Source organism: Geodermatophilus sp. SYSU D00700 (genome assembly GCF_054050255.1).
In genome coordinates, this window is the sequence record NZ_JBJGZA010000045.1 from 1 (window position 1) to 19,340 (window position 19,340).

A 19,340-nucleotide genomic window follows, 5' to 3' on the forward strand; every position below is an offset into this window, starting at 1 on the left:
GGGTCCGGCGCATGGCGGGGGGGGGCGAGTGGGGGGGCGGCGGGGGGGGGGGGGCGGGGGGGGGGGGGGCGCGCGGGGGGGGGCGCCGCGGGGGCGCCGGGGCGGACCGCTCGTCGTCCAGGCCGACGACGAGCAGGGTGCTGCCGGCGATGCCGAGGGCGGCGACCGCCGCGATCGCGGCGGTGCGCCGCCCCGGCCGCATCAGGCCTCGCCCGTCCCGGCCTCGACCGCCGGACGGCGACGGGTGCGGGCGACGGCGACACCGCCGGCACCGGCCAGGAGCAGCAGGCTGGCGCCCGCGGCGACGGCCACGCCGCCGGAGCCGGTCTCAGCAGCCGGGGCCGTCACGCCGGTGTTGGAGCGCAGCCCGGTGTTGACGACGGCCTGCGTGCTCGGCGCGGGCGTGGGCGCCGCGGTCGTCGGTGCAGCGGGCGGAGCCGCCACCGCCAGCTCGGCGAGCACGATCGAGTAGCCCGACGCCGTCGGCTGCCCGAGGACGAGGGCGTAGGGACCGGCGGCCAGGTCGGTGGGCAGGACGGCCCGCGCCGTGGTGCCGCTCGCCTCGACGGTGAGCGGCACGGGAGCTGCGGTGGGGTCGTCGGCGCTCGCCAGCTCGAGCTCGATGCCGTCGAGGTCGGTGAGGCCGAGGTCCCGCAGCGCCGAGTCCGCGGTCAGGTCGAGGACGAGACCGGATCCGGCGCTCACCGCGACCGGGCACGGCGTCGGCGAGCTCAGGGCGCAGGGCACCTGGGCGAGCGCCAGGAGCTCGGGGCGGAGGATCCTGCCGGTCTGGGCCGTGGCGCTGAAGCCCAGCTCGTACACGATCTCCGGTTCGACGGTGAACTCCGGGCCCAGGACGGCGGGGTCGGTGTCGACAGGGTCGATGCGCAGGACGGCCTCCGGCCCGTTCACCATGTCGTCCACGGGCAGGAGGATCGCGATGTCGTTGGTACCGGGGATCAGGCTCGCGACCAGCGGGTCGGTCGCGCTCGGGTCCGTGGAGTAGACCTTGTCCGGGTCGAAGTCGGTGTCGGCGGCGGTGTCGGGGAAGTCGATGCTGATCACCGCGTCGGTGGGGTCGAGGCCGTCGGCCAGGTCCACGGTCAGCGTGTCGCCGTACTGGACCTCGTAGGGCGTGGGAGCACCGGCGGGGCCGTTCTCGGTCGGGATGTTGAGCAGGGCCACCTCGGCCGGCTCGAGAGGGAGGACGACATCGGGCGCCGCGGCCGCCGGGGACGCGATGCCGACGAACAGCATGGCGCTGCCGATGCCGGCGAGGCCGAAGCGCTGGACGGTCCGGCGGCGCGTGGTGGAGGGGGTGGACATCAGACACCTTCCGGCGACCGCAGCGCCCGGGCGGCGCTGACTGCGGCGCCACGTACGGTGACCGTCCGATACGACTGAGTCGCGGACACGCTTGCTGGGAGCCGTGGGACCCCACGTGACCCATCCGTGACCGGGAGCCCCAGCGGCCCCCGGCCCGCGGCTCACACGGCGTCGACGGGGACGCCGATGGGGTTCCGGTCGGGGAACAGCCCCGCGGCGACGAGCCCCCGGCGCACCGGCGCGAGCAGCTCGGCCAGCCGGTCGCAGCCGGTGTCGCCGAGCGCCCGCCAGGGACCGAGGGCGAGGCGGTCGGTGTCGGCCTCGATCGCGGTGGTCATCGCCAGCCCCTCGGCGCTGAGCTCGGCACCGTCGAGCCAGCCGCGGTCGGCGAGCTGCCGGGCAGCGGCGTCCCAGGCGTCGTCGTCCCACCCGCGGGCGCTCTGCAGCCACTCCCGGTCGACGCGGCCGGCGGCCGCCACGAGCACGTGCGCGGCGGCCCCGGACACCTCGCGCTGGAGGAGCGCGGCGTTGTGCCCGTCGCCGCGGTGCTCCCGCAGCGTGGTCACCGCCTGCCAGAGCGCCAGGTGCGGCTCGTCGGGCACCGGCAGCCCGGCGTTGGCGGCGGCGAGCGGGCGGCCGGGCGGGTCGACCGCCTCGGCGGCGGCCCGGGCCAGCGTCGCGGCCTCGGCCGCCTCGGGCGAGTCCACCCACTCCCCCAGCACCCGGCGCACCGCGGCGTCCACGCCGGCCCGCCGCGCCTCGAGCGCCGCGTCGGGTGTCACCGCCGACCACACCTCGGGGACGCGGCGGGCGACGAAGGCCGGGGCGAAGTTGTAGAAGGTCGCCGTCACGACCTCGGGACCCACCGGGCCCAGCGGCGCGGCCCGCAGCGCGAAGTAGGTGGACCAGAAGCCGGTCAGGCCGGCCGCCCGGCCCGCCGACCGGACCTCGTCGGCGAAGTAGACGAGGGCGTGCAGCGGCTCGGCCAGCGCCCAGAGCCGCCGCGCGGTCCCGGCAGAGGTCATCGGTTCTCCGTCCGGTGGCTCGTCGGCCCCGTCCCGGGACCCGCCCCGAGCGTGCGAGGGGTGGGGAGGACGGGGTCCTCCATCATGCCGAGACGCTCTCGGGCATCCCCAGCCACTCGCGCCAGCGCGGGTCGACGGTGCGCGCGCCCAGCAGCCGCCAGGCCGCGCCGCTCGGGGTGCGCGGCGGGTGCGGCAGCTTCCAGCCCAGCTCGGCCAGCGACCGGTCGGCCTTGGTGTGGTTGCACCGGCGGCAGGCGGCCACCACGTTGTCCCACGTGTGCGTGCCGCCCCGGCTGCGCGGCACCACGTGGTCGATGCTGGTCGCCGAGCTCCCGCAGTAGACGCAGGTCTGCCCGTCGCGGGTGAACACCGCCCGGCGGGACAGCGGCACCTGCGCCGGGTAGGGCACCCGCACGTACCGGGTGAGCCGGACGACGACGGGCACCGGCAGGCTCAGGCGCTCGGCGTGGACCACCTCGGCGGCGGCGTCGACCGGCTCCGCCTTCTCCGCCAGGACCAGCACGATCGCGCGCCGGCTGGACACCACGCACAGTGGCTCGTAGGTGGCGTTGAGCAGCAGCGTGGCCGACGTCGTGCCGGACGAGGGCACGGGCAGCCGGGGGACGGGGACGGGGTCGCGTCGCGGACCTGGGTGGCCCGCCGGCGACGACCCGGACGCGGAACGCGACACGGAGCACCTCCGACGCCCCGGACCGCCGTACCGGGGCGGCCCGCGGGCAGCACCATCCTGCCCTGACCAGGGGCCCCGGCGCTCGCGGGAGGTCGGGCCGCCCCGGAGCGGGCCCGTTACGGTCGGACGGGTGCGCTACCCCGACGCCGAGAGGCTCGACCTGGTCGAGGACCTGCACGGCCACCGCGTGGCCGACCCCTACCGCTGGCTGGAGGACCCGCAGGACCCCCGGACGCAGGCGTGGACGGCGGCCCAGGACGCGCTCGCCGCCGACGTCCTCGGCGCGCTGCCGCTGCGCCCGGTCTTCGCCGCCCGCCTCGACCATCTGGTGCACGCCGGCGCCGTCGGCGTCCCGGTGCACCGCGGCGGCCGGGCGTTCTCCACCCGGCGCGACCCCGGCCAGGAGCACGCCGTCCTGCGGGTCCGCGAGCCCGACGGCACCGTGCGGGTGCTGGTCGACCCGATGGCCCTGGACCCCTCCGGGACGACGACGCTCGACGCGTGGTCGCCGTCGTGGGAGGGCGACCGGCTGGCCTACCAGCTGTCCACCGGTGGCGACGAGGAGTCGCGGCTGTACGTCCTCGACGTCGCCACCGGCGAGCGGCTCGACGGCCCGGTCGACCGCTGCCGCTACTCCCCCGTCGCCTGGCTGCCCGGCGGCGACGAGCTCTTCTACGTCCGCCGCCTGGCGCCGGACCAGGTGCCCGCCGGCGAGGAGCAGTTCCACCGCCGGGTGTGGCGCCACCGCGTCGGCACCGACCCCGACGGCGACGTCCTCGTGCACGGCGGCACCTTCGACCCGCCCGCCCTGGACCCCACCAACTACTACGGCGTGCGCACCAGCCCCGACGGCCGCTGGCTCGTCGTCTCCGCGTCGGCCGGCACCGCCCCGCGCGACGACGTCTGGGTGGCCGACCTCGGTGGGGACGGCGCGGTGCGCGAGCTCCAGGTCGGTGTCGACGCGCAGACCACCGCCTGGGTGGCCCGCGACGGCCGGCTGTGGCTGCTCAGCGACCGCGGCACGCCGCGCCGGCGGCTGGCGGTCGCCGACCCCGCCGACCCCGCGACCTGGGCGCCGGAGGCCTGGCGCGACGTCGTCCCGCAGGCCGACGACGGCGTGCTCGCCGACGTCGCGCTGGTCGACGGCGCCGACGGGTCGCTGCAGGTGCTCGCCGTCCACTCGGTCGACGCCACCGACCGGCTCTCGGTCTGGGCCGGCGACGGCTCGGGCCGCCTCGGCGAGGTGACCGGGCTCCCGCCGGGCAGCGTCTCCGGCGTGAGCGCGCCACCTGAGGGCGGCGCCACCGCCTGGGTCGGCTACACCGACTTCTCGACCCCGCCGTCGGTGCTGCGCTGGGACGCCGCCGCCGCGGACACCCTCGCCCCTGACGAGCGCGCCCCGGTCGCCGGCGAGGTGCCGGAGGTGACCGTCGTCGAGACGCACGCGACCTCGGCCGACGGGACGCCGGTGCACCTGTTCGTCATCTCGCGCACCGGCACGCCCGACACCCCGCGCCCGACGGTCCTCTACGGCTACGGCGGGTTCGACGTGGCCCTCACCCCCGCCTACTCGGCGCAGGCGCTGGCCTGGGTGGCCGGCGGCGGGGTGTGGGCGGTGGCCAACCTGCGCGGCGGCTCCGAGCACGGCGAGGAGTGGCACCGCGCAGGCATGCGCGAGCGCAAGCAGAACGTCTTCGACGACTTCGCCGCCGCCGGCGAGCACCTCGTCGCGCAGGGGTGGACGACCCACCGGCAGCTGGCGGTGATGGGCGGCTCCAACGGCGGCCTGCTCGTGGGCGCCACGCTCACCCAGCGGCCCGACCTGGCCGCCGGCGTCGTCTGCAGCGCGCCGCTGCTGGACATGGTCCGCTACGAGCGCTTCGGCCTGGGCCGGACGTGGAACGACGAGTACGGCACCGCCGAGGACCCGGTCGAGCTGGGCTGGCTGCTCGGCTACTCGCCCTACCACGCGGTACGCGAGGGCACCGCCTACCCGGCGGTGCTGTTCACGACCTTCGAGTCCGACACGCGGGTCGACCCGCTGCACGCCCGCAAGCTCGCCGCCGCGCTGCAGGCGGCGACCAGCGCCGAGGCGCCGGTCGTGCTGCGCCGCGAGACGTCGGTGGGCCACGGCGCCCGGGCGGTCAGCCGCACGGTGGGCCTGGCCGCCGACCAGCTCGCCTTCCTCGCAGCCGCGACCGGGCCGGCGCCGGAGGGCGCGCCGGGTCCCGGAGGACCGATACCGACCTGACACCATGGAGGGTGATGACCGCTCCACCCTCCGTAGTCGCTGCCGACCGCCTGCTCGCCGCCGCCGTGCCCGACTGCGCCTCCGACCCGACCACCCTCTGCGCGAAGGTGTACGAGCTCTCCGGCATGGGCTGGCTGGCCGGCAACGCCGACACGCTCATCGCCCGGCCGGCCAGGATCCTGCTGGTCCTGGTGCTCGCCGGGGTCGTGCGCTTTCTCGTGCACCGCGCGATCCGGCGGCTGACCGAGCGCACCGCGACCGGGTCGATGCCGACGATCCTGCGGCCGCTGCGCAACCGCGGCGGCTCCGGCGACGTCCTCGAGCAGGTCGCCGCCCGCCGGACGCAGCGGGCCGAGGCGATCGGCTCGGTGCTGCGCAGCTTCGCGTCGTTCGTGATCCTCGGCATCGCCGTCGTGCTGGTGCTCGGCGAGCTCGGCATCGACCTCGCCCCGATCGTGGCCAGCGCGGGCGTCGTCGGCGTGGCGCTCGGCTTCGGCGCGCAGAACCTGGTCAAGGACTTCATCGCCGGGATCGGCATCATCCTCGAGGACCAGTACGGCGTCGGCGACGTCGTCGACCTGGGCGAGGCCAGCGGCACCGTCGAGGCGGTGGGGCTGCGCATCACCCGGCTGCGTGACGTCAACGGCGTGGTCTGGTACGCCCGCAACGGCGAGATCCTGCGGGTCGGCAACAAGAGCCAGGGCTACGCGCAGGTCGTCATCGACCTGCCGGTGGCGCACGACACCGACCTCGAGCGCTGCCGCACGGTGATGCAGGAGGTCGCCGACGCGATGTACGCCGAGGAGGAGTGGGCGGCGGTGCTGCTGGCCGAGCCCGAGTCCCTGGGCGTCGAGCAGATCCTCTCGGAGGGCGTCTTCATGCGGGTGCAGGTCCGCTCGACCAACGCCGACCAGTGGCGGGTCGGCCGGGAGCTGCGGATGCGGCTCAAGGAGCGCTTCGTCGCCGAGGGCATCCGGACGCCACCGCCCCTGCTCGGCGCGGCCAGCGCGGCCGGCGTCCGATGAGCGGAGGGGGCACGGCCGGCGACGGGGGACGTCCGGCCTCCTCCGGGGTCTCGGAGGACCGGGCCTCCTTCCGTGCCGTGTTCGCGGTGCGCGAGTTCCGGCCGCTGTTCGGCACCTACACGCTCTCGACCGTCGGCGACGAGCTCGCCCGCGTCGCGCTGACCGTCGTCGTCTACCAGCGCACCGACTCACCGCTGCTGGCGGCGCTCACCTTCGCGCTGAGCTTCCTGCCCTGGGCGCTGGGCGGCCCGGTGCTCGCCACCCTCGCCGACCGGTTCCCGCGGCACCGGGTGCTCATCGCCAGCGACGTCGCCCGGGCCGGGCTGGTCGCGCTCATGGCGATCCCCGGCACCCCGCTGCCGGTGCTGCTGGTCCTGCTGTTCGCGGTCTCGCTGTGCGCCCCGCCGTTCGAGTCGGCCCGCTCGGCGCTCATGGCCGACGTCCTCGAGGGCGAGCGGTACGCGGTCGCCACCTCCCTGACCAACGTCAGCCTGCAGGTGGCGCAGGTGGTCGGCTTCGTCGCCGCCGGCGCGCTGGTCACCGCGCTGAGCCCGTCGGTGGTGCTGCTGCTGGACGCCGCGACCTTCGCCGTCTCCGCGCTGTGGCTGTGGCTCGGCCTGCAGCGGCGCCCGGCCCCGGTCGAGCCGGCCGGGGAGCCGTCCTCGGTGTGGCGGGACGCCGGCGAGGGGCTGCGGCTGATCGGCCGCAGCCCGCGGCTGGTGGCGATCATCGGCCTGCTGTGGACCGGCACGCTGTTCGCCAACGTCGCCGAGGGCATCGCCGCACCGCTGACCGACGACCTCGGCGAGGGTGCCGCCGCGCTGGGCGTGCTGCTGGCGGCCAACCCGCTCGGCGTGACCATCGGCGGCCTCGTCGTCGCCCGGCTGGTCGGCACCGCGCGCAGCGAGCGGCTCATGCCGGTGCTGGTCGTGCTGTCCCTCGCGCCGGTGCTGCTCGCCGGGCTGGTGGCGCTGTCGGCCGAACCCGGACGGGGCGCCTACGTGCTCGTGGTCGGCCTGCTGTTCGTCGCCGGCCTGGGCGCCTCGTGGACCATCCCGCTCAACGTCGCCTTCGTGCAGGCGGTGCCGCCCGCGGTGCGCGGCCGCGCCTTCGGCGTCGCCGTCAGCGGCCTCTACGGTGTGCAGGGCCTCGGTGCCCTCGGTGCGGGCCTGGCCGCCGAGCGGGTCCCGGCCGCCGCCGTCGTCGCCGTCGCGGGCGGCATCGGCCTGGTCGCCGTCGTCCCCCCGCTGCTCGCCCTGGCCCGCACCCGACCCGGCGTGGCGGGGCGGCACCCGACTGCGGGACCATCGGTGCCATGAGCGAGGCGAGCCGGTCCCTGCCCTCGGCGCGGACCTTCTACGAGGAGGTCGGCGGCGAGCCGGTCTTCCGGCAGCTGGTCGCCCGCTTCTACGAGGGTGTCCGCTCCGACCCGGTCCTCGCGCCGCTGTACCCCCAGGACGACTGGGACGGCGCCGAGACCCGGCTCCGCGGCTTCCTCGAGCAGTACTGGGGCGGCCCGACGACCTACTCCCAGCAGCGCGGCCACCCCCGCCTGCGCATGCGGCACGCGCCGTTCGCGATCGGCCCGGCCGAGCGCGACGCGTGGCTGCGGCACATGCGGGACGCCGTCGACTCCCTCGAGCTCACCGCCGAGCAGGACGCCACGCTGTGGGGCTACCTGACGATGGCCGCCCGCAGCATGCAGAACCGCTGGCCCGACGACGCGCCCGGCCTCCTGCGCCCGTAGCCGAAGGACCCCCTCGCCCCCCGCCACTCGCACGCTCGTGGCGGGCCCCTGCGAGGGGGCCGACAACACCCCTCGAGGAGCCCGGTGACCCCGGTGGACCCTGCCCTGCACCCGTTCCGACGCACCGCCGCCGACTGGTGGCGCGACGCCGTCTTCTACCAGGTCTACATCCGCAGCTTCGCCGACGGCAGCGGCGACGGCGTCGGCGACCTCGCCGGCATCCGCTCGCGCCTGCCCCACCTGGCCGAGCTCGGCGTCGACGCGCTGTGGATCACGCCGTTCTACCCCTCGCCGATGGCCGACCACGGCTACGACGTCGCCGACCCGCGCGACGTCGAGCCGGTCTTCGGCGACCTGGCCGAGTTCGACGCCCTGCTGGCCGAGGCGCACGCGCTCGGCATCCGGGTGACCGTCGACCTGGTGCCCAACCACACCTCCGACCGGCACGCCTGGTTCCAGGCCGCGCTGGCCGCCGGCCCCGGCTCGCCCGAGCGGGCGCGCTACCTGTTCCGCGACGGTCGCGGGCCCGACGGCGCGCAGCCGCCGAACAACTGGCCCTCGGTCTTCGGCGGCCCGGCCTGGACGCGGGTGCCCGACGGCCAGTGGTACCTGCACCTCTTCGCGCCCGAGCAGCCCGACCTGGACTTCACCAACCCCGAGGTGGTCGCCGACCTCGAGACGACGATGCGGTTCTGGCTCGACCGCGGCGTCGACGGGTTCCGCATCGACGTCGGCCATGGCATGGCCAAGCCCGAGGGCCTGCCGGACATGCTGCCGATGGAGGACACCGGCCTGCTCGACGACCACGGGCCCGGCGACCACCGGTTCGACGACGAGGGCGTGCACGACGTGCACCGGCGGATCCGCACCGTCCTCGACGAGTACCCCGGCACGATGGCCGTCGGTGAGATCTGGCTCAAGGACGACGACCGGCTCGCCCGCTACCTGCGCGCCGACGAGCTGCAGCTGGCGTTCAACTTCAAGCTGCTGACCGCCGACTGGGACGTCGACGACCTGCGCGACGCCGTCGTCCACTCGCTGGCCACCGTCGAGGCCACGCCCGCGCCGGCCTGCTGGGTGCTCTCCAACCACGACCGCCCGCGGCACGTGACCCGCTACAGCGGCGGCGAGACCGGCACCCGTCGCGCGCGGGCGGCGGCGCTGCTGCAGCTGGCGCTGCCCGGCGCGGCCTACGTCTACAACGGCGACGAGCTCGGCATGCCCGACGTCGACCTGCCCGACGAGGCGCTGCAGGACCCGATCTGGGAGCGCTCGGGCCACACCGAGCGCGGCCGCGACGCCTGCCGCATCCCGGTGCCGTGGTCGGGGACCGACCCGTCCTACGGCTTCTCCACCCGGCCGGACACCTGGCTGCCCATGCCGGAGGGCTGGGGCCCGATGACCGCCGAGGCGCAGGCCGCCGACCCCGCGTCGGTGCTCTCGCTCTACCGCGCGGCGCTGCACCTGCGGCGGACCTCGCCGGCGTTCACCGGGGGGTCCCTCGAGTGGCTGCCCGCGCCGGAGGGGTGCCTGGCGTTCCGCCGTCCCGGCGGGCTGGTGTGCCTGGTAAACGCCTCCGCGCGCCCGGTACCGCTGCCGGAGGGCGCGGTGCTCCTGGCCAGCGACGACGTCTCCGGCGGCGTCGTGCCCGCCGACACGGCGGTCTGGCTCCGCGGCTGACGGCCGGTCGGCGACCCTCCGCTCGGAGGGTCGCCGACCCCCGTCCCGGGTAGGATCGGTCTCGGAACCAGCGTCGCGGGGACGCTGCCAGCACGGTCCCTCGACCCTGGTGTGGGGGACCCGGTCCGGGGGAGGCCCGCCCGCCCATGACGTTGCTGCAGGTCCAGGGACTGACCAAGTCCTTCGGAGCCAGGCGGGTCCTGCAGGAGGTCTCCTTCAGCATCGCCGCGGGCGAGGTCGTCGGGCTCGTCGGCACCAACGGAGCAGGCAAGTCCACCCTCGGCGACGTCCTCGCCGGCATCACCCCCGCCGACGGCGGGGCCATGACGCTGCAGGGCCACCCCTACGCGCCCCTGTCGGTCGACGACGCCCGCCACCTCGGCGTCGGCGTCGTCGAGCAGCTCGTCCGGATCGACCCCGAGCTCACCGTCGCGCAGGCGGTCTTCCGCGGCACGGCGCAGGCCGGCCGCCCCCAGGCGGAGCTGCGCCGGCAGGCGCAGGTGCTGCTCGCCGAGGTCGCCCTCGACGTCGACCCGGACACCCTCGTCGGGGACCTGCCGCACTTCGTGCACGGCCTGGTGGAGACCGCCCGCGTGCTCGCCGAGGACACCCGGCTGGTCGTGCTCGACGAGGTGTCGGCGGCGCTGCTGCCCCTGGAGGTCTCCCGCCTGCACGCCGTCACCGGGCGGCTGAGCCGGCAGGGCCGCGGCGTGCTCTACATCAGCCACCGGCTGCCCGAGATGCTCGAGGTGGTCGACCGGGTGCTGGTCCTGCGCGACGGCCGCATCACCCTCGACGCCCCGAGCGCCGACCTCGACCCCGTGCGGCTGGCCGCCGAGACGGTGGGCGCGCCGGTGTCTCCCCCGGCCCCGCGGATCGCGTCGGTCGCGCCGGCCGTCCCGGACGACGACGTCCCGGTGCCGGCCGGCACGCACCCGGCCCCCTCCGACGACGAGGTCGCCCTGCAGGTGCGCAACCTGCGGGTGCCCGGCCGGGTCGAGGGCGTCGACCTGGTGCTGCGCCGCGGCGAGGTGGTCGGGCTGACCGGGCACCGCGCCTCCGGCGTCAACGAGATCGCCGACGCGCTGTCCGGGGAGCTGCCGGCCATCACCGACGAGCTGCTGCTGCACGGCGAGCCCCGGTCGCTGGGCCCGGCCGACGACCGCTCCCTGCGGCTGCCCGCCTACCACCCCGACCACGACGCCTACGGGGTCGACCCCGGCGAGACGATCGCCCGCACCCTCACCCAGGAGGCGTACGGGGCGCTCACCGACATCCGGGAGGAGATCGCCAGGCTGCGCGGCGTCATCCGGACCGTGCACCGGATGGACGTGAAGACGCTGAGCATCCGCACCGTCTTCGGCGCCCTGTCCGGCGGCGACCAGCACAAGCTCGCGCTGGCCCGGTGGATGGCCTCGGCCCGGGACGTCGTCGTGCTGCACGAGCCCACCCGCGGGCTCGACGTGCGGGCCCGCGCCCAGGTGCGCCAGCTGCTCGACGAGGCGACCGCGCACGGGACCTCGGTCGTCGTCGTGTCGGTCGACCCCGACGAGCTGGCCGAGTGCTGCGACCGCGTCGGCATCGTCTCCGGCGGCCGCGTCGCCCGCTGGATCGACACCCGCGAGCTCGCCGTCGACGCGGTCCGCGACCGCATCGTGGAGGCGGCCACCGCCGCGTGAGGAAGGACCTCCCTGCCCACACCGCTCGCAGGCTCGCGGCGGGCCCCCGCAGGGAGGCCGTTCCAGCACGTCACCCCCGGCCCGTGGGCTGCGCGGCGGCACCCGGCCCGGCCCCCGTGCGGGCCGGGTGCCGGCCGGCGGCTAGACGCTGACGGTGGCCGCGACGGACCGCAGCTTGTGCCGGGCGAGCGCGAGGTTCGCGGTCACGCGGTTGAGCGCGAGGTAGATGAACAGGCCGGAGTTGCCCTGGCCCTTGAGCACGTTGATCAGGTGGTACTGGTTCTGCAGCGTGATCAGGATGTCCTCGATCTCGTCCTTGAGCTCGAGGTCCTGGATGGTGCGGAGCTTCGCGCGCACCACGTTCGAGTTCCCGGCGGCCGCGACGTTGAGGTCGAACCCGGGCGTACCCCCGCTCGCGAGGGCCATGCCGCTGTCGATGTCCACGATCGCGGCGCCGCTGGCGCCCTCGATCGCGAGCAGGTCGGCGATGACGTTGTCCAGCTGTGCCACGGGAGGGGCTCCTGTCGTCTCGAGAGGGGAAGGCAGCAGCGGGCTGCTGCGGACCGGGTCGGGGTGGGACCCGGGTCGACCGGACGGACCGGACGTCTCTGTGTGCACGGGGGACGGCTCCGGCGCCTCCGTGTCCTGCGGTGCACCGGCGGGAGCCGGGTGCGCGGCCCCTGCGTCGTCGGCGGGAGGCGGGTCCGGGAGGGTCCCCGGGGATGTCGCCGGCCGGGGCCCGTCGTCGGGTGCCCGGTCCGGTGGCGGCACCGCGGCCTGCTCGCGGGGAGCGGGTCGCCGCCACGACCACAGCGACGCCCACCATCCGCTTGCCATGCCTCAGTGACCGCCTTGCTCCCGCCTTCGTTCTCGCCTTCGCCGAGGGGCTCTGGACCCCAGAGAACACGCCTCCCGGAGGCCCGGCAAACCGGCCGGCATACCTGCAGGTGAGCGCGCAGCCACCGACCGCAACGGTTCCGGCGGGGCTCCGGCGACGACCGCGCGTGTCCCGGACGGCGGTGCGGGAGCCGTCCGACCGGCGGTTGGTCCCGGGACGGACGTAGGGCAGACTCGGGCCGCCCCGCGGCGCCGGGTCGGCGCCGCCTCGCCTCAGGAGGATCCTTGGCCACCGCTTCCGTGCCGGCGTTCGGCGCCCGCCCGCTCGTCCTCGCCGACCTGGTCCCCGCCGTCCGGGCGCGCAACGTCGTCCTGGTGGCGCTGGGCGTGCTGTTCACCGCGCTGCTCGCGCAGGTCTCGGTGCCGGTGCCGGGCTCACCGGTCCCGGTGACCGGGCAGACGCTGGCCGTGGTGCTCACCGCGGCGAGCCTCGGCCCGGTGCGGGGCGTGGCCGTGCAGGTGGTCTACATCCTGTCCGCGCTGGTCGGGCTGCCGTTCTACTCCGAGGCCTCCGGCGGCTGGGACGTCGTCGTCGGCGCGACCGGTGGATACGTGGTCGGCTTCATCCCGGCCGCCTACCTCATCGGCCTGGCCGCCCGGCACGGCGCCGACCGGCGCTTCCTCACCTCGGTGCCGCTGTTCATCGCCGGCCAGGCGGTCGTCTTCGCCGTCGGCGTGCCCTGGCTGGCGTTCGCCACCGGCATGAGCGCGTCCCAGGCGCTGGAGGCGGGCTTCTACCCGTTCATCATCGGGGGCCTGATCAAGGCCGCGATCGCCTCGGCGGTCCTCGGTGGCGCCTGGCGGGTGGCGCGCCGCCGCGGCTGACGCCCCGCACCCCGTCGTGCCCCGCTCCCCGCCGTGGGGGCGGGGCACGACGTGTCCCGGGGCACCGGCGCGCGCGGAACCCCGGGACGGCGCGGACCGTGATCAGGGTGTGGACACTCTCCGCACGCTGCTGAACCTGGTCTGGCTCCTCGTGCACGGCTGGATGCTGGCGCTGGCCTACGCCCTCGCCGGCGTCGTGGCCTGCCTGCTGGTGGTGACCATCCCGTTCGGTATCGCCGCGTTCCGGCTGGCCGGGTTCGTGGTGTGGCCCTTCGGGCGGACGACGGTGCGCGCGCCGGGCGCCGGGGTGGCCTCGGCCGTGGGCAACCTGCTGTGGTTCCTCGTCGCCGGGTGGTGGCTGGCGCTGCTGCACCTGGTCGCCGGGGTCGCGTTCTGCCTGACGATCATCGGCATCCCGTTCGGCGTCGCGTCGTTCAAGCTCGCCGCGGTCGGCCTGTTCCCGCTGGGCAAGCGGGTGGTCGAGACGACGCCGCCGCGCGACTGGATGCACGCCGGCAGCACCGTCGCGCAGCCCGCCCCGGTCCGCTGAGCCGGGTCACTCCCCCGGCTCGTCGGCCCAGCGGGCGAGGAACTCCTTCTCGTCCGGGCTGAGCCGGCGCGGCCGGTCGATCGAGAAGTCGAAGGGCACCAGCAGCGTGCTGCCGGTGACCGCGAGCCGCTCGTGGTCGAAGACCTCGTAGTGGCAGGTGAAGGAGGCCGCGCGCACGTCCGACACCCAGATCTGGACGTCGAGCGGGCGGGCCGAGTAGACGACCGGCCGCTTGTACCGGATCTCGTGCGCGGCGACGACCGTGCCGCGGCGCAGCCCGGTCCGCTCCTCCAGCGTCGCCCGCTCGAAGAACAGCGCCACGCGGGCCATCTCGAAGTACTGCAGGTGGACGACGTTGTTGACGTGGCCGTAGGCGTCCATGTCCGACCAGCGCATGGGGACCTGCACCGTGAACCGCACGCTGCGACACCCTGCCGTACCGCCGCCGGCGGCGTCGACCGCCCCTCTGCGCGCGCTCTGTGCACACATCGCGCGCCGAGGCGCCCTCCGGCCGCGGTGCGTGCACACCCGGTGCCCGGCCCCCGCGGACGCCGGAGGCGTGCGCGCCGTCCTACCGTGCTCGGCGTGGACGGGTGGGACGACGGCACGCCGGGCGTCGTCGTGCTGCCCTCGGGACGCCGGGTCCGCGGTCGCGGCCTGCGGGCTCCGCTGCCCGCCGGGCCGCTCCCGACCTTCGGCGTCTACCTGCTGGGCCGGCCGCCGCCCGATACCGGCTGGGAGAGCCGCTGGGTGCGCTGGCCGGACTTCCGGCTGCCCACCGAGCCCGAGGCGCTGCGCGCTGCGCTGACGGAGGCCTGGGAGCGGGCCCCGACCGGGCGGGTCGAGGTGGCCTGCGGCGGCGGGACGGGGCGGACCGGGACGGCGCTGGCCTGCCTGGCCGTCCTGGACGGCGTGCCGCCCGCGGAGGCCGTGGCGTTCGTCCGCCGCGCCTACCGGCCCCGCGCGGTGGAGACCCGTCGCCAGGCCCGCTTCGTCGCCGCGTTCGGCGGCTGAGACGCCGACGGCCGGCCGGAGCAGAGAGCTCCGACCGGCCGTCGGCAAGGTGCTAGAACGGCCTCCCTGCAGGGGCCCGCCGCGAGCCTGCGAGCGGTGGGGGCAGGGAGGTCCTTCCTCAGTCGCGGGCGAGCTTCCGGTAGGTGGCCCGGTGCGGACGCGCCGCCTCGGGCCCCAGCCGCTGCACCTTGTTCTTCTCGTAGTCGGCGAAGTTGCCCTCGAACCAGAACCACTTCGACTCACCCTCGTAGGCGAGGATGTGGGTGGCCACGCGGTCGAGGAACCACCGGTCGTGGCTGACCACCACGGCGCAGCCGGGGAACTCCAGCAGCGCCGACTCGAGGCTGGTGAGGGTCTCGACGTCGAGGTCGTTGGTCGGCTCGTCGAGCAGCAGCAGGTTGCCGCCCTGCTTGAGGGTCAGCGCCAGGTTCAGCCGGTTGCGCTCACCGCCGGACAGCACGCCGGCCGGCTTCTGCTGGTCGGGACCCTTGAACCCGAACGCCGCGACGTAGGCCCGCGAGGGCATCTCGACGTTGCCGACCTGGATGTGGTCGAGGCCGTCGGAGACGACCTCCCACAGCGTCTTCTTGGGGTCGATGCCGCTGCGGGTCTGCTCGACGTAGGAGACCTTGACCGTCTCGCCGACCTTGATCTCGCCCTCGTCCGGCTTCTCCTCGCCGACGAGCATCTTGAACAGCGTGGTCTTGCCCGCGCCGTTGGGGCCGACGACGCCGACGATGCCGTTGCGCGGCAGCGTGAACGACAGGTCGTCGATGAGGACGCGGTCGCCGAAGCCCTTGGTGAGGTCGTGGGTCTCGACGACGACGTTGCCCAGCCGCGGGCCCGGCGGGATCTGGATCTCCTCGAAGTCGAGCTTGCGGGTCTTCTCCGCCTCGGCGGCCATCTCCTCGTACCGGGCCAGCCGCGCCTTGCTCTTGGCCTGCCGCGCCTTGGTGTTGGAGCGGACCCACTCCAGCTCCTCGGCCAGCCGCTTCTGCCGCTTGGCGTCCTTGGCGCCCTCGACCTTGAGCCGGGCGGCCTTGGTCTCGAGGTAGGTGGAGTAGTTGCCCTCGTAGGGGTAGGCCCGGCCGCGGTCGAGCTCGAGGATCCACTGGGCGACGTTGTCGAGGAAGTACCGGTCGTGGGTGACGGCGACGACGGTGCCGGCGTACTTCTCGAGGTGCTGCTCGAGCCAGGCCACGCTCTCGGCGTCGAGGTGGTTGGTGGGCTCGTCGAGCAGCAGCAGGTCGGGCGCCTCGAGCAGCAGCTTGCACAGCGCCACGCGGCGGCGCTCACCGCCGGAGAGGACGGTGACGTCGGCGTCGCCGGGCGGGCAGCGCAGGGCGTCCATCGCCTGCTCGATGCGGGCGTCGAGCTCCCAGCCGTCGGCGTTCTCGATGACCTCCATGAGCTCGCCCTGCTCGGCGAGCAGCGCGTCGAAGTCGGCGTCGGGCTCGCCCATCGCCGCGCTGACCTCCTCGAAGCGGGTCAGGGCGTCGCGCAGCGGCTTGACCGCCTCCTCGACGTTGCCGCGCACGTCGAGCTCCTCGTTGAGCGGCGGCTCCTGCATGAGCATGCCGACGCTGTAGCCCGGCGAGAGCGTCGCGTCGCCGTTGGAGGGCTGCTCCAGGCCGGCCATGATCTTGAGGACGGTCGACTTGCCGGCGCCGTTGGGCCCGACCACGCCGATCTTGGCGCCGGGCAGGAAGGACAGGGTGACGTCGTCCAGGATCACCTTGTCGCCGTGCGCCTTGCGGGCACGGACCATGGAGTAGATGTACTGAGCCACTGGGCGTTCGAGCCTTCCGTCGGTGCGCGGTGTCGATGCGCAGGGAGGGGCGGGCCGGTGCGTCTCGCCGGCCCGGCCCCCGTGCGTTCTCGGTCCCGATCCTCCCAGTCCGCGGACGGCTAGCGCAGCGCCGGTTCCGGCAGTGCGTCCAGCTCCTCGTCGAGTGCTCCGTCGAGCGTCCCGTCGAGGGGGGAGCCGGCCGCGGAGGTGTCGGGGTCCACGACGTACAACGGCTCGACGGGCCCGGAGTAGTCCCGGTCCCCGGGATCGGTCTCCCCGCGGGCCGCCTCGTGCCGGGGGACCGTCTCCTCGGCGGCGGCCGCGGAGGTGCGCTGCGTGCGGCGGAACTCGGCGGTCCCGCGGGCGAGGTTGGGGCCCACCGCGGCGGCGCGGACGACCGGCCGGCTGCGGCGGCCGGTGTCGGACTCCCACTCGCGGGTGCGGATGGTGCCCACGACGACGACCGGGTCGCCCTTGCTGACGCTGTGCGAGACGTTGCCGCCCAGCTCGTTCCAGCACTCGACGTCGACGAAGAAGGTGGCGCCGTCGACGAAGCCCTGCGCGGTGCTGTCGTAGCGCCGCTCGGTGGAGGCGACGCGGAAGTTGGTGACGCTGCCGTTCTGCGTGCGGACGCGGCTGGGGGACGTGACGACGTTGCCGGTCACGGTGATCTCGGTGGCGCTCACGGTGCTCCTCGGGTTCTCCCGGCCGGCACGGTGCCGACCCGGGGACGAGCCTGGGCCCGCCGCCCGGCCGGCGAGGGCGTGCGACCGCGGTTTGTGGACGGCCGCGGTCCTGTGGACGCGCGGCGGCCGGGACGTCACCCCTCCGTGCCGCGCCGCACACCGGCGCCGCTTGAGGTGTCATCATCGGGCCATCGAGCGCCCGTAGCTCAGCGGATAGAGCAGGTGCCTTCTAAGCACTTGGTCGCAGGTTCGATCCCTGCCGGGCGCGCCCGCCACCGCCACTTGACGTCGGCTGCAAGTCAGGTGAAAGGACGTCACAAGCAGGGCGCGGCACGGTGCTCCCGAGCACCCGGGACGGACCCGGGACCGATCGAGGAGCCCGCCATGACCCAGGTCCACGACCCCCGCTACTCCGGCCAGACCCCGCAGGGCCACGGCCCGTACGCCCCGCCGCCCTTCCCCGCCCCCGGCGGCCCCGGCGTCCCGAACGGCTACGGCGCCGCCCCGGCCGGCTTCGGCCAGCCGCCCGCCCCGCCGAAGAAGCGCACCGGCGCGATCATCGGCAGCATCCTCGCCGCCCTGGTGGTCGCCGGCCTCGGCGTCGGCGCCTTCTTCCTCTTCAGCGGCCAGGTCCTCGACACCGCCGAGGCCGAGCGGCAGATCGTGGCGCTCACCGAGGAGCAGGCCGGCGTCACCGTCACCGACGTCAGCTGCCCCGAGGACGTCGAGCTCGCCGCCGGCACCGTGTCCACCTGCACCGCGCAGGTGGAGGGCCAGGAGGTCAGCTACACCGTCGAGCAGACCGACGACGAGGGCAACGTGACCATCTCCAGCGACGCGGTCTTCGTCCAGGTGGCCGACGTCGAGGCCTCCCTGGCCGAGGAGTTCGCCTCCAGCACCGGCCTGGAGGTCGTCTCCTCCTGCGAGTCCGACCGCAGCGTCCTCGTCGCGGCCGACGGCCTGCAGCTCGACTGCGTGGTCAGCGCCGCCGACGACCCGACCGACAGCGCCGCGATCATCGCCTCCATCGACGCCGCGGGCGACGTCTCCTTCGAGGCCGTGTAGTCCTCCCGCACCGACCGGCCTGGGCGCCGGGCTCCTCGAGGAGCCCGGCGCTCAGCGCTGTCCGGCGGGCGTCCAGCCGATGGCCGGCGCGACGTACCGGGCGACGTTCTCCAGCAGGGCGGCGTTGTACTCGACGCCGAGCATGTTGGGCACGGTGATCAGCAGCGTGTCGGCCTCGCGCACGGCGGCGTCCTTGGCCAGCTCCTCGGCGAGCCGGTCGGGCTCCCCGACGTAGCTCTTGCCGAACCGGGCGCGCACGCCCTCCAGCAGGCCGACCTGGTCCTCGCCGGAGCGGTCCCCGAAGTAGGCGCGGTCGAGGTCGGACACGACCGGGACCACGCTGCGGCTGACCGACACCCGCGGCTCGCGCTCCCACCCGGCAGCGGCCCACGCGGCGCGGTAGCGCTCGATCTGCTCGGCCTGCAGCTCGTCGAAGGGCACGCCGGTGTCCTCGACCAGCAGCGTCGAGCTCATCAGGTTCAGCCCCTGCTCGGCGGTCCGGACGGCGGTGGCGCGGGTGCCCGACCCCCACCAGATCCGGTCGGCCAGGCCGGGCGACTGCGGCTGCACCGCCAGCCGGGCGCGGGTGCCGCCGGTCATCGCCGGGTCGGCCTCGACCACGCTCGCCCCGCCGACCGCGGCGAGGAACAGTGCCGTCTTCTCCCGCGCGAGGTCGGCGTCGGTGGTCCCCTCCGGCGGCACGTAGCCGAACGCCTCCGAGCCGCGCAGCGCCGTCTCCGGTGACCCCCGGCTGATGCCGAGCTGCAGCCGGCCGCCGCTGAGCAGGTCGGTGGCCGCGGCCTGCTCGGCCATGTACAGCGGGTTCTCGTAGCGCATGTCGACCACGCCGGTGCCCAGCTCGATGCGCGAGGTGCGCGCGGCCATCGCCGACAGCAGCGGGAACGGGGAGGACAGCTGCCGGGCGAAGTGGTGCACGCGGACGAACGCACCGTCGAGGCCGAGCTCCTCGGCGGCGACGGCGAGCTTGACGGTCTGCACCAGCGCGTCGCGCGCGGTGCGGACCCGCGAGCCGGCGATGGGCTGCCAGTGACCGAAGGAGAGGAAGCCGATGCGCTTGTCCACGGGGGGA

The 19,340-nt window shown here is 75.3% G+C and carries 18 protein-coding genes and 1 tRNA gene; 11 read left to right on the forward strand and 8 right to left on the reverse strand.

The window, feature by feature from the left end; all coding sequences use genetic code 11:
* Positions 1–201 precede the first annotated feature (201 nt).
* The 3 genes from ACI79V_RS21475 to ACI79V_RS21485 all read right to left on the reverse strand — a co-directional run bounded on the left by ACI79V_RS21475 (position 202) and on the right by ACI79V_RS21485 (position 2,961).
* Positions 202–1,326, reverse strand: coding sequence for a hypothetical protein (locus ACI79V_RS21475; protein WP_456892556.1), 1,125 nt, complete (start codon positions 1,324–1,326; stop codon positions 202–204).
* 161 nt (positions 1,327–1,487) lie between these two features.
* Positions 1,488–2,351 carry an SCO6745 family protein gene (locus ACI79V_RS21480; protein ID WP_456892558.1) on the reverse strand — a complete coding sequence of 288 codons (864 nt, stop codon included), beginning with the start codon at positions 2,349–2,351 and terminating at the stop codon, positions 1,488–1,490.
* Between the two features lie 82 nt (positions 2,352–2,433).
* Complete coding sequence (locus ACI79V_RS21485) at positions 2,434–2,961, reverse strand: HNH endonuclease (protein ID WP_456877993.1); 528 nt, start codon at positions 2,959–2,961, stop codon at positions 2,434–2,436.
* A gap of 211 nt (positions 2,962–3,172) precedes the next feature.
* On the opposite strand from ACI79V_RS21485, the gene ACI79V_RS21490 reads away from it, so the two are divergent.
* The 6 genes from ACI79V_RS21490 (at position 3,173) to ACI79V_RS21515 (ending at position 11,424) form a co-directional block, all read left to right on the forward strand.
* Positions 3,173–5,293: a prolyl oligopeptidase family serine peptidase gene (locus ACI79V_RS21490; protein ID WP_456892560.1), complete on the forward strand. Its 2,121-nt coding sequence runs from the start codon at positions 3,173–3,175 to the stop codon at positions 5,291–5,293.
* 14 nt (positions 5,294–5,307) lie between these two features.
* A complete protein-coding gene (locus ACI79V_RS21495) occupies positions 5,308–6,318 on the forward strand; it encodes a mechanosensitive ion channel family protein (protein ID WP_456892562.1) in 1,011 nt (336 codons plus the stop codon).
* An 86-nt stretch (positions 6,319–6,404) separates the two neighbouring features.
* The gene (locus tag ACI79V_RS21500) at positions 6,405–7,637 is read left to right on the forward strand and encodes an MFS transporter (protein ID WP_456892564.1); all 1,233 of its coding nucleotides are present in this window, start codon (positions 6,405–6,407) and stop codon (positions 7,635–7,637) included.
* Positions 7,634–8,065 (forward strand): globin, encoded by a 432-nt coding sequence (locus tag ACI79V_RS21505; protein ID WP_456892566.1) that lies wholly within the window; start codon positions 7,634–7,636, stop codon positions 8,063–8,065. Before ACI79V_RS21500 ends, ACI79V_RS21505 begins: the two co-directional genes overlap by 4 nt.
* 84 nt (positions 8,066–8,149) lie before the next feature.
* On the forward strand, positions 8,150–9,745 hold the full coding sequence (locus ACI79V_RS21510) for a glycoside hydrolase family 13 protein (RefSeq protein ID WP_456892568.1): 1,596 nt from the start codon (positions 8,150–8,152) through the stop codon (positions 9,743–9,745).
* 146 nt (positions 9,746–9,891) lie between these two features.
* The gene (locus tag ACI79V_RS21515; protein WP_456892570.1) at positions 9,892–11,424 is read left to right on the forward strand and encodes an ATP-binding cassette domain-containing protein; all 1,533 of its coding nucleotides are present in this window, start codon (positions 9,892–9,894) and stop codon (positions 11,422–11,424) included.
* A 141-nt stretch (positions 11,425–11,565) separates the two neighbouring features.
* On the opposite strand, the gene ACI79V_RS21520 is transcribed toward ACI79V_RS21515, so the two are convergent.
* Positions 11,566–11,934 carry a hypothetical protein gene (locus ACI79V_RS21520; RefSeq protein WP_456878115.1) on the reverse strand — a complete coding sequence of 123 codons (369 nt, stop codon included), beginning with the start codon at positions 11,932–11,934 and terminating at the stop codon, positions 11,566–11,568.
* A gap of 612 nt (positions 11,935–12,546) precedes the next feature.
* Here ACI79V_RS21520 and ACI79V_RS21525 point away from each other — a divergent pair.
* Together ACI79V_RS21525 and ACI79V_RS21530 are read left to right on the forward strand one after the other, a co-directional pair.
* Positions 12,547–13,146 carry a biotin transporter BioY gene (locus tag ACI79V_RS21525; protein ID WP_456892572.1) on the forward strand — a complete coding sequence of 200 codons (600 nt, stop codon included), beginning with the start codon at positions 12,547–12,549 and terminating at the stop codon, positions 13,144–13,146.
* 109 nt (positions 13,147–13,255) lie between these two features.
* Positions 13,256–13,696, forward strand: a complete 441-nt coding sequence (locus ACI79V_RS21530; RefSeq protein ID WP_456892574.1) for a YccF domain-containing protein — start codon at positions 13,256–13,258, stop codon at positions 13,694–13,696.
* Between the two features lie 6 nt (positions 13,697–13,702).
* Here ACI79V_RS21530 and ACI79V_RS21535 read toward each other — a convergent pair whose 3' ends face one another.
* Positions 13,703–14,116, reverse strand: a complete 414-nt coding sequence (locus ACI79V_RS21535) for an acyl-CoA thioesterase (RefSeq protein WP_456878026.1) — start codon at positions 14,114–14,116, stop codon at positions 13,703–13,705.
* Positions 14,117–14,281: 165 nt separating this feature from the next.
* On the opposite strand from ACI79V_RS21535, the gene ACI79V_RS21540 reads away from it, so the two are divergent.
* Positions 14,282–14,710: a protein-tyrosine phosphatase family protein gene (locus ACI79V_RS21540; RefSeq protein WP_456892576.1), complete on the forward strand. Its 429-nt coding sequence runs from the start codon at positions 14,282–14,284 to the stop codon at positions 14,708–14,710.
* A gap of 118 nt (positions 14,711–14,828) precedes the next feature.
* Here the strand turns inward: ACI79V_RS21540 and ettA are convergent, their stop codons facing one another.
* Together ettA and ACI79V_RS21550 are read right to left on the reverse strand one after the other, a co-directional pair.
* Positions 14,829–16,499: an energy-dependent translational throttle protein EttA gene (gene ettA / locus ACI79V_RS21545; protein ID WP_456892578.1), complete on the reverse strand. Its 1,671-nt coding sequence runs from the start codon at positions 16,497–16,499 to the stop codon at positions 14,829–14,831.
* A 119-nt stretch (positions 16,500–16,618) separates the two neighbouring features.
* Positions 16,619–17,185, reverse strand: coding sequence for a single-stranded DNA-binding protein (locus tag ACI79V_RS21550; protein WP_456892580.1), 567 nt, complete (start codon positions 17,183–17,185; stop codon positions 16,619–16,621).
* A 195-nt stretch (positions 17,186–17,380) separates the two neighbouring features.
* Here ACI79V_RS21550 and ACI79V_RS21555 point away from each other — a divergent pair.
* Positions 17,381–17,453 (forward strand) — tRNA-Arg (locus tag ACI79V_RS21555).
* Positions 17,454–17,569: 116 nt separating this feature from the next.
* Positions 17,570–18,250 carry a DUF4333 domain-containing protein gene (locus tag ACI79V_RS21560; protein WP_456892582.1) on the forward strand — a complete coding sequence of 227 codons (681 nt, stop codon included), beginning with the start codon at positions 17,570–17,572 and terminating at the stop codon, positions 18,248–18,250.
* Between the two features lie 51 nt (positions 18,251–18,301).
* Here the strand turns inward: ACI79V_RS21560 and ACI79V_RS21565 are convergent, their stop codons facing one another.
* Positions 18,302–19,333 carry an LLM class flavin-dependent oxidoreductase gene (locus tag ACI79V_RS21565; protein WP_456892584.1) on the reverse strand — a complete coding sequence of 344 codons (1,032 nt, stop codon included), beginning with the start codon at positions 19,331–19,333 and terminating at the stop codon, positions 18,302–18,304.
* Positions 19,334–19,340: the final 7 nt, after the last annotated feature.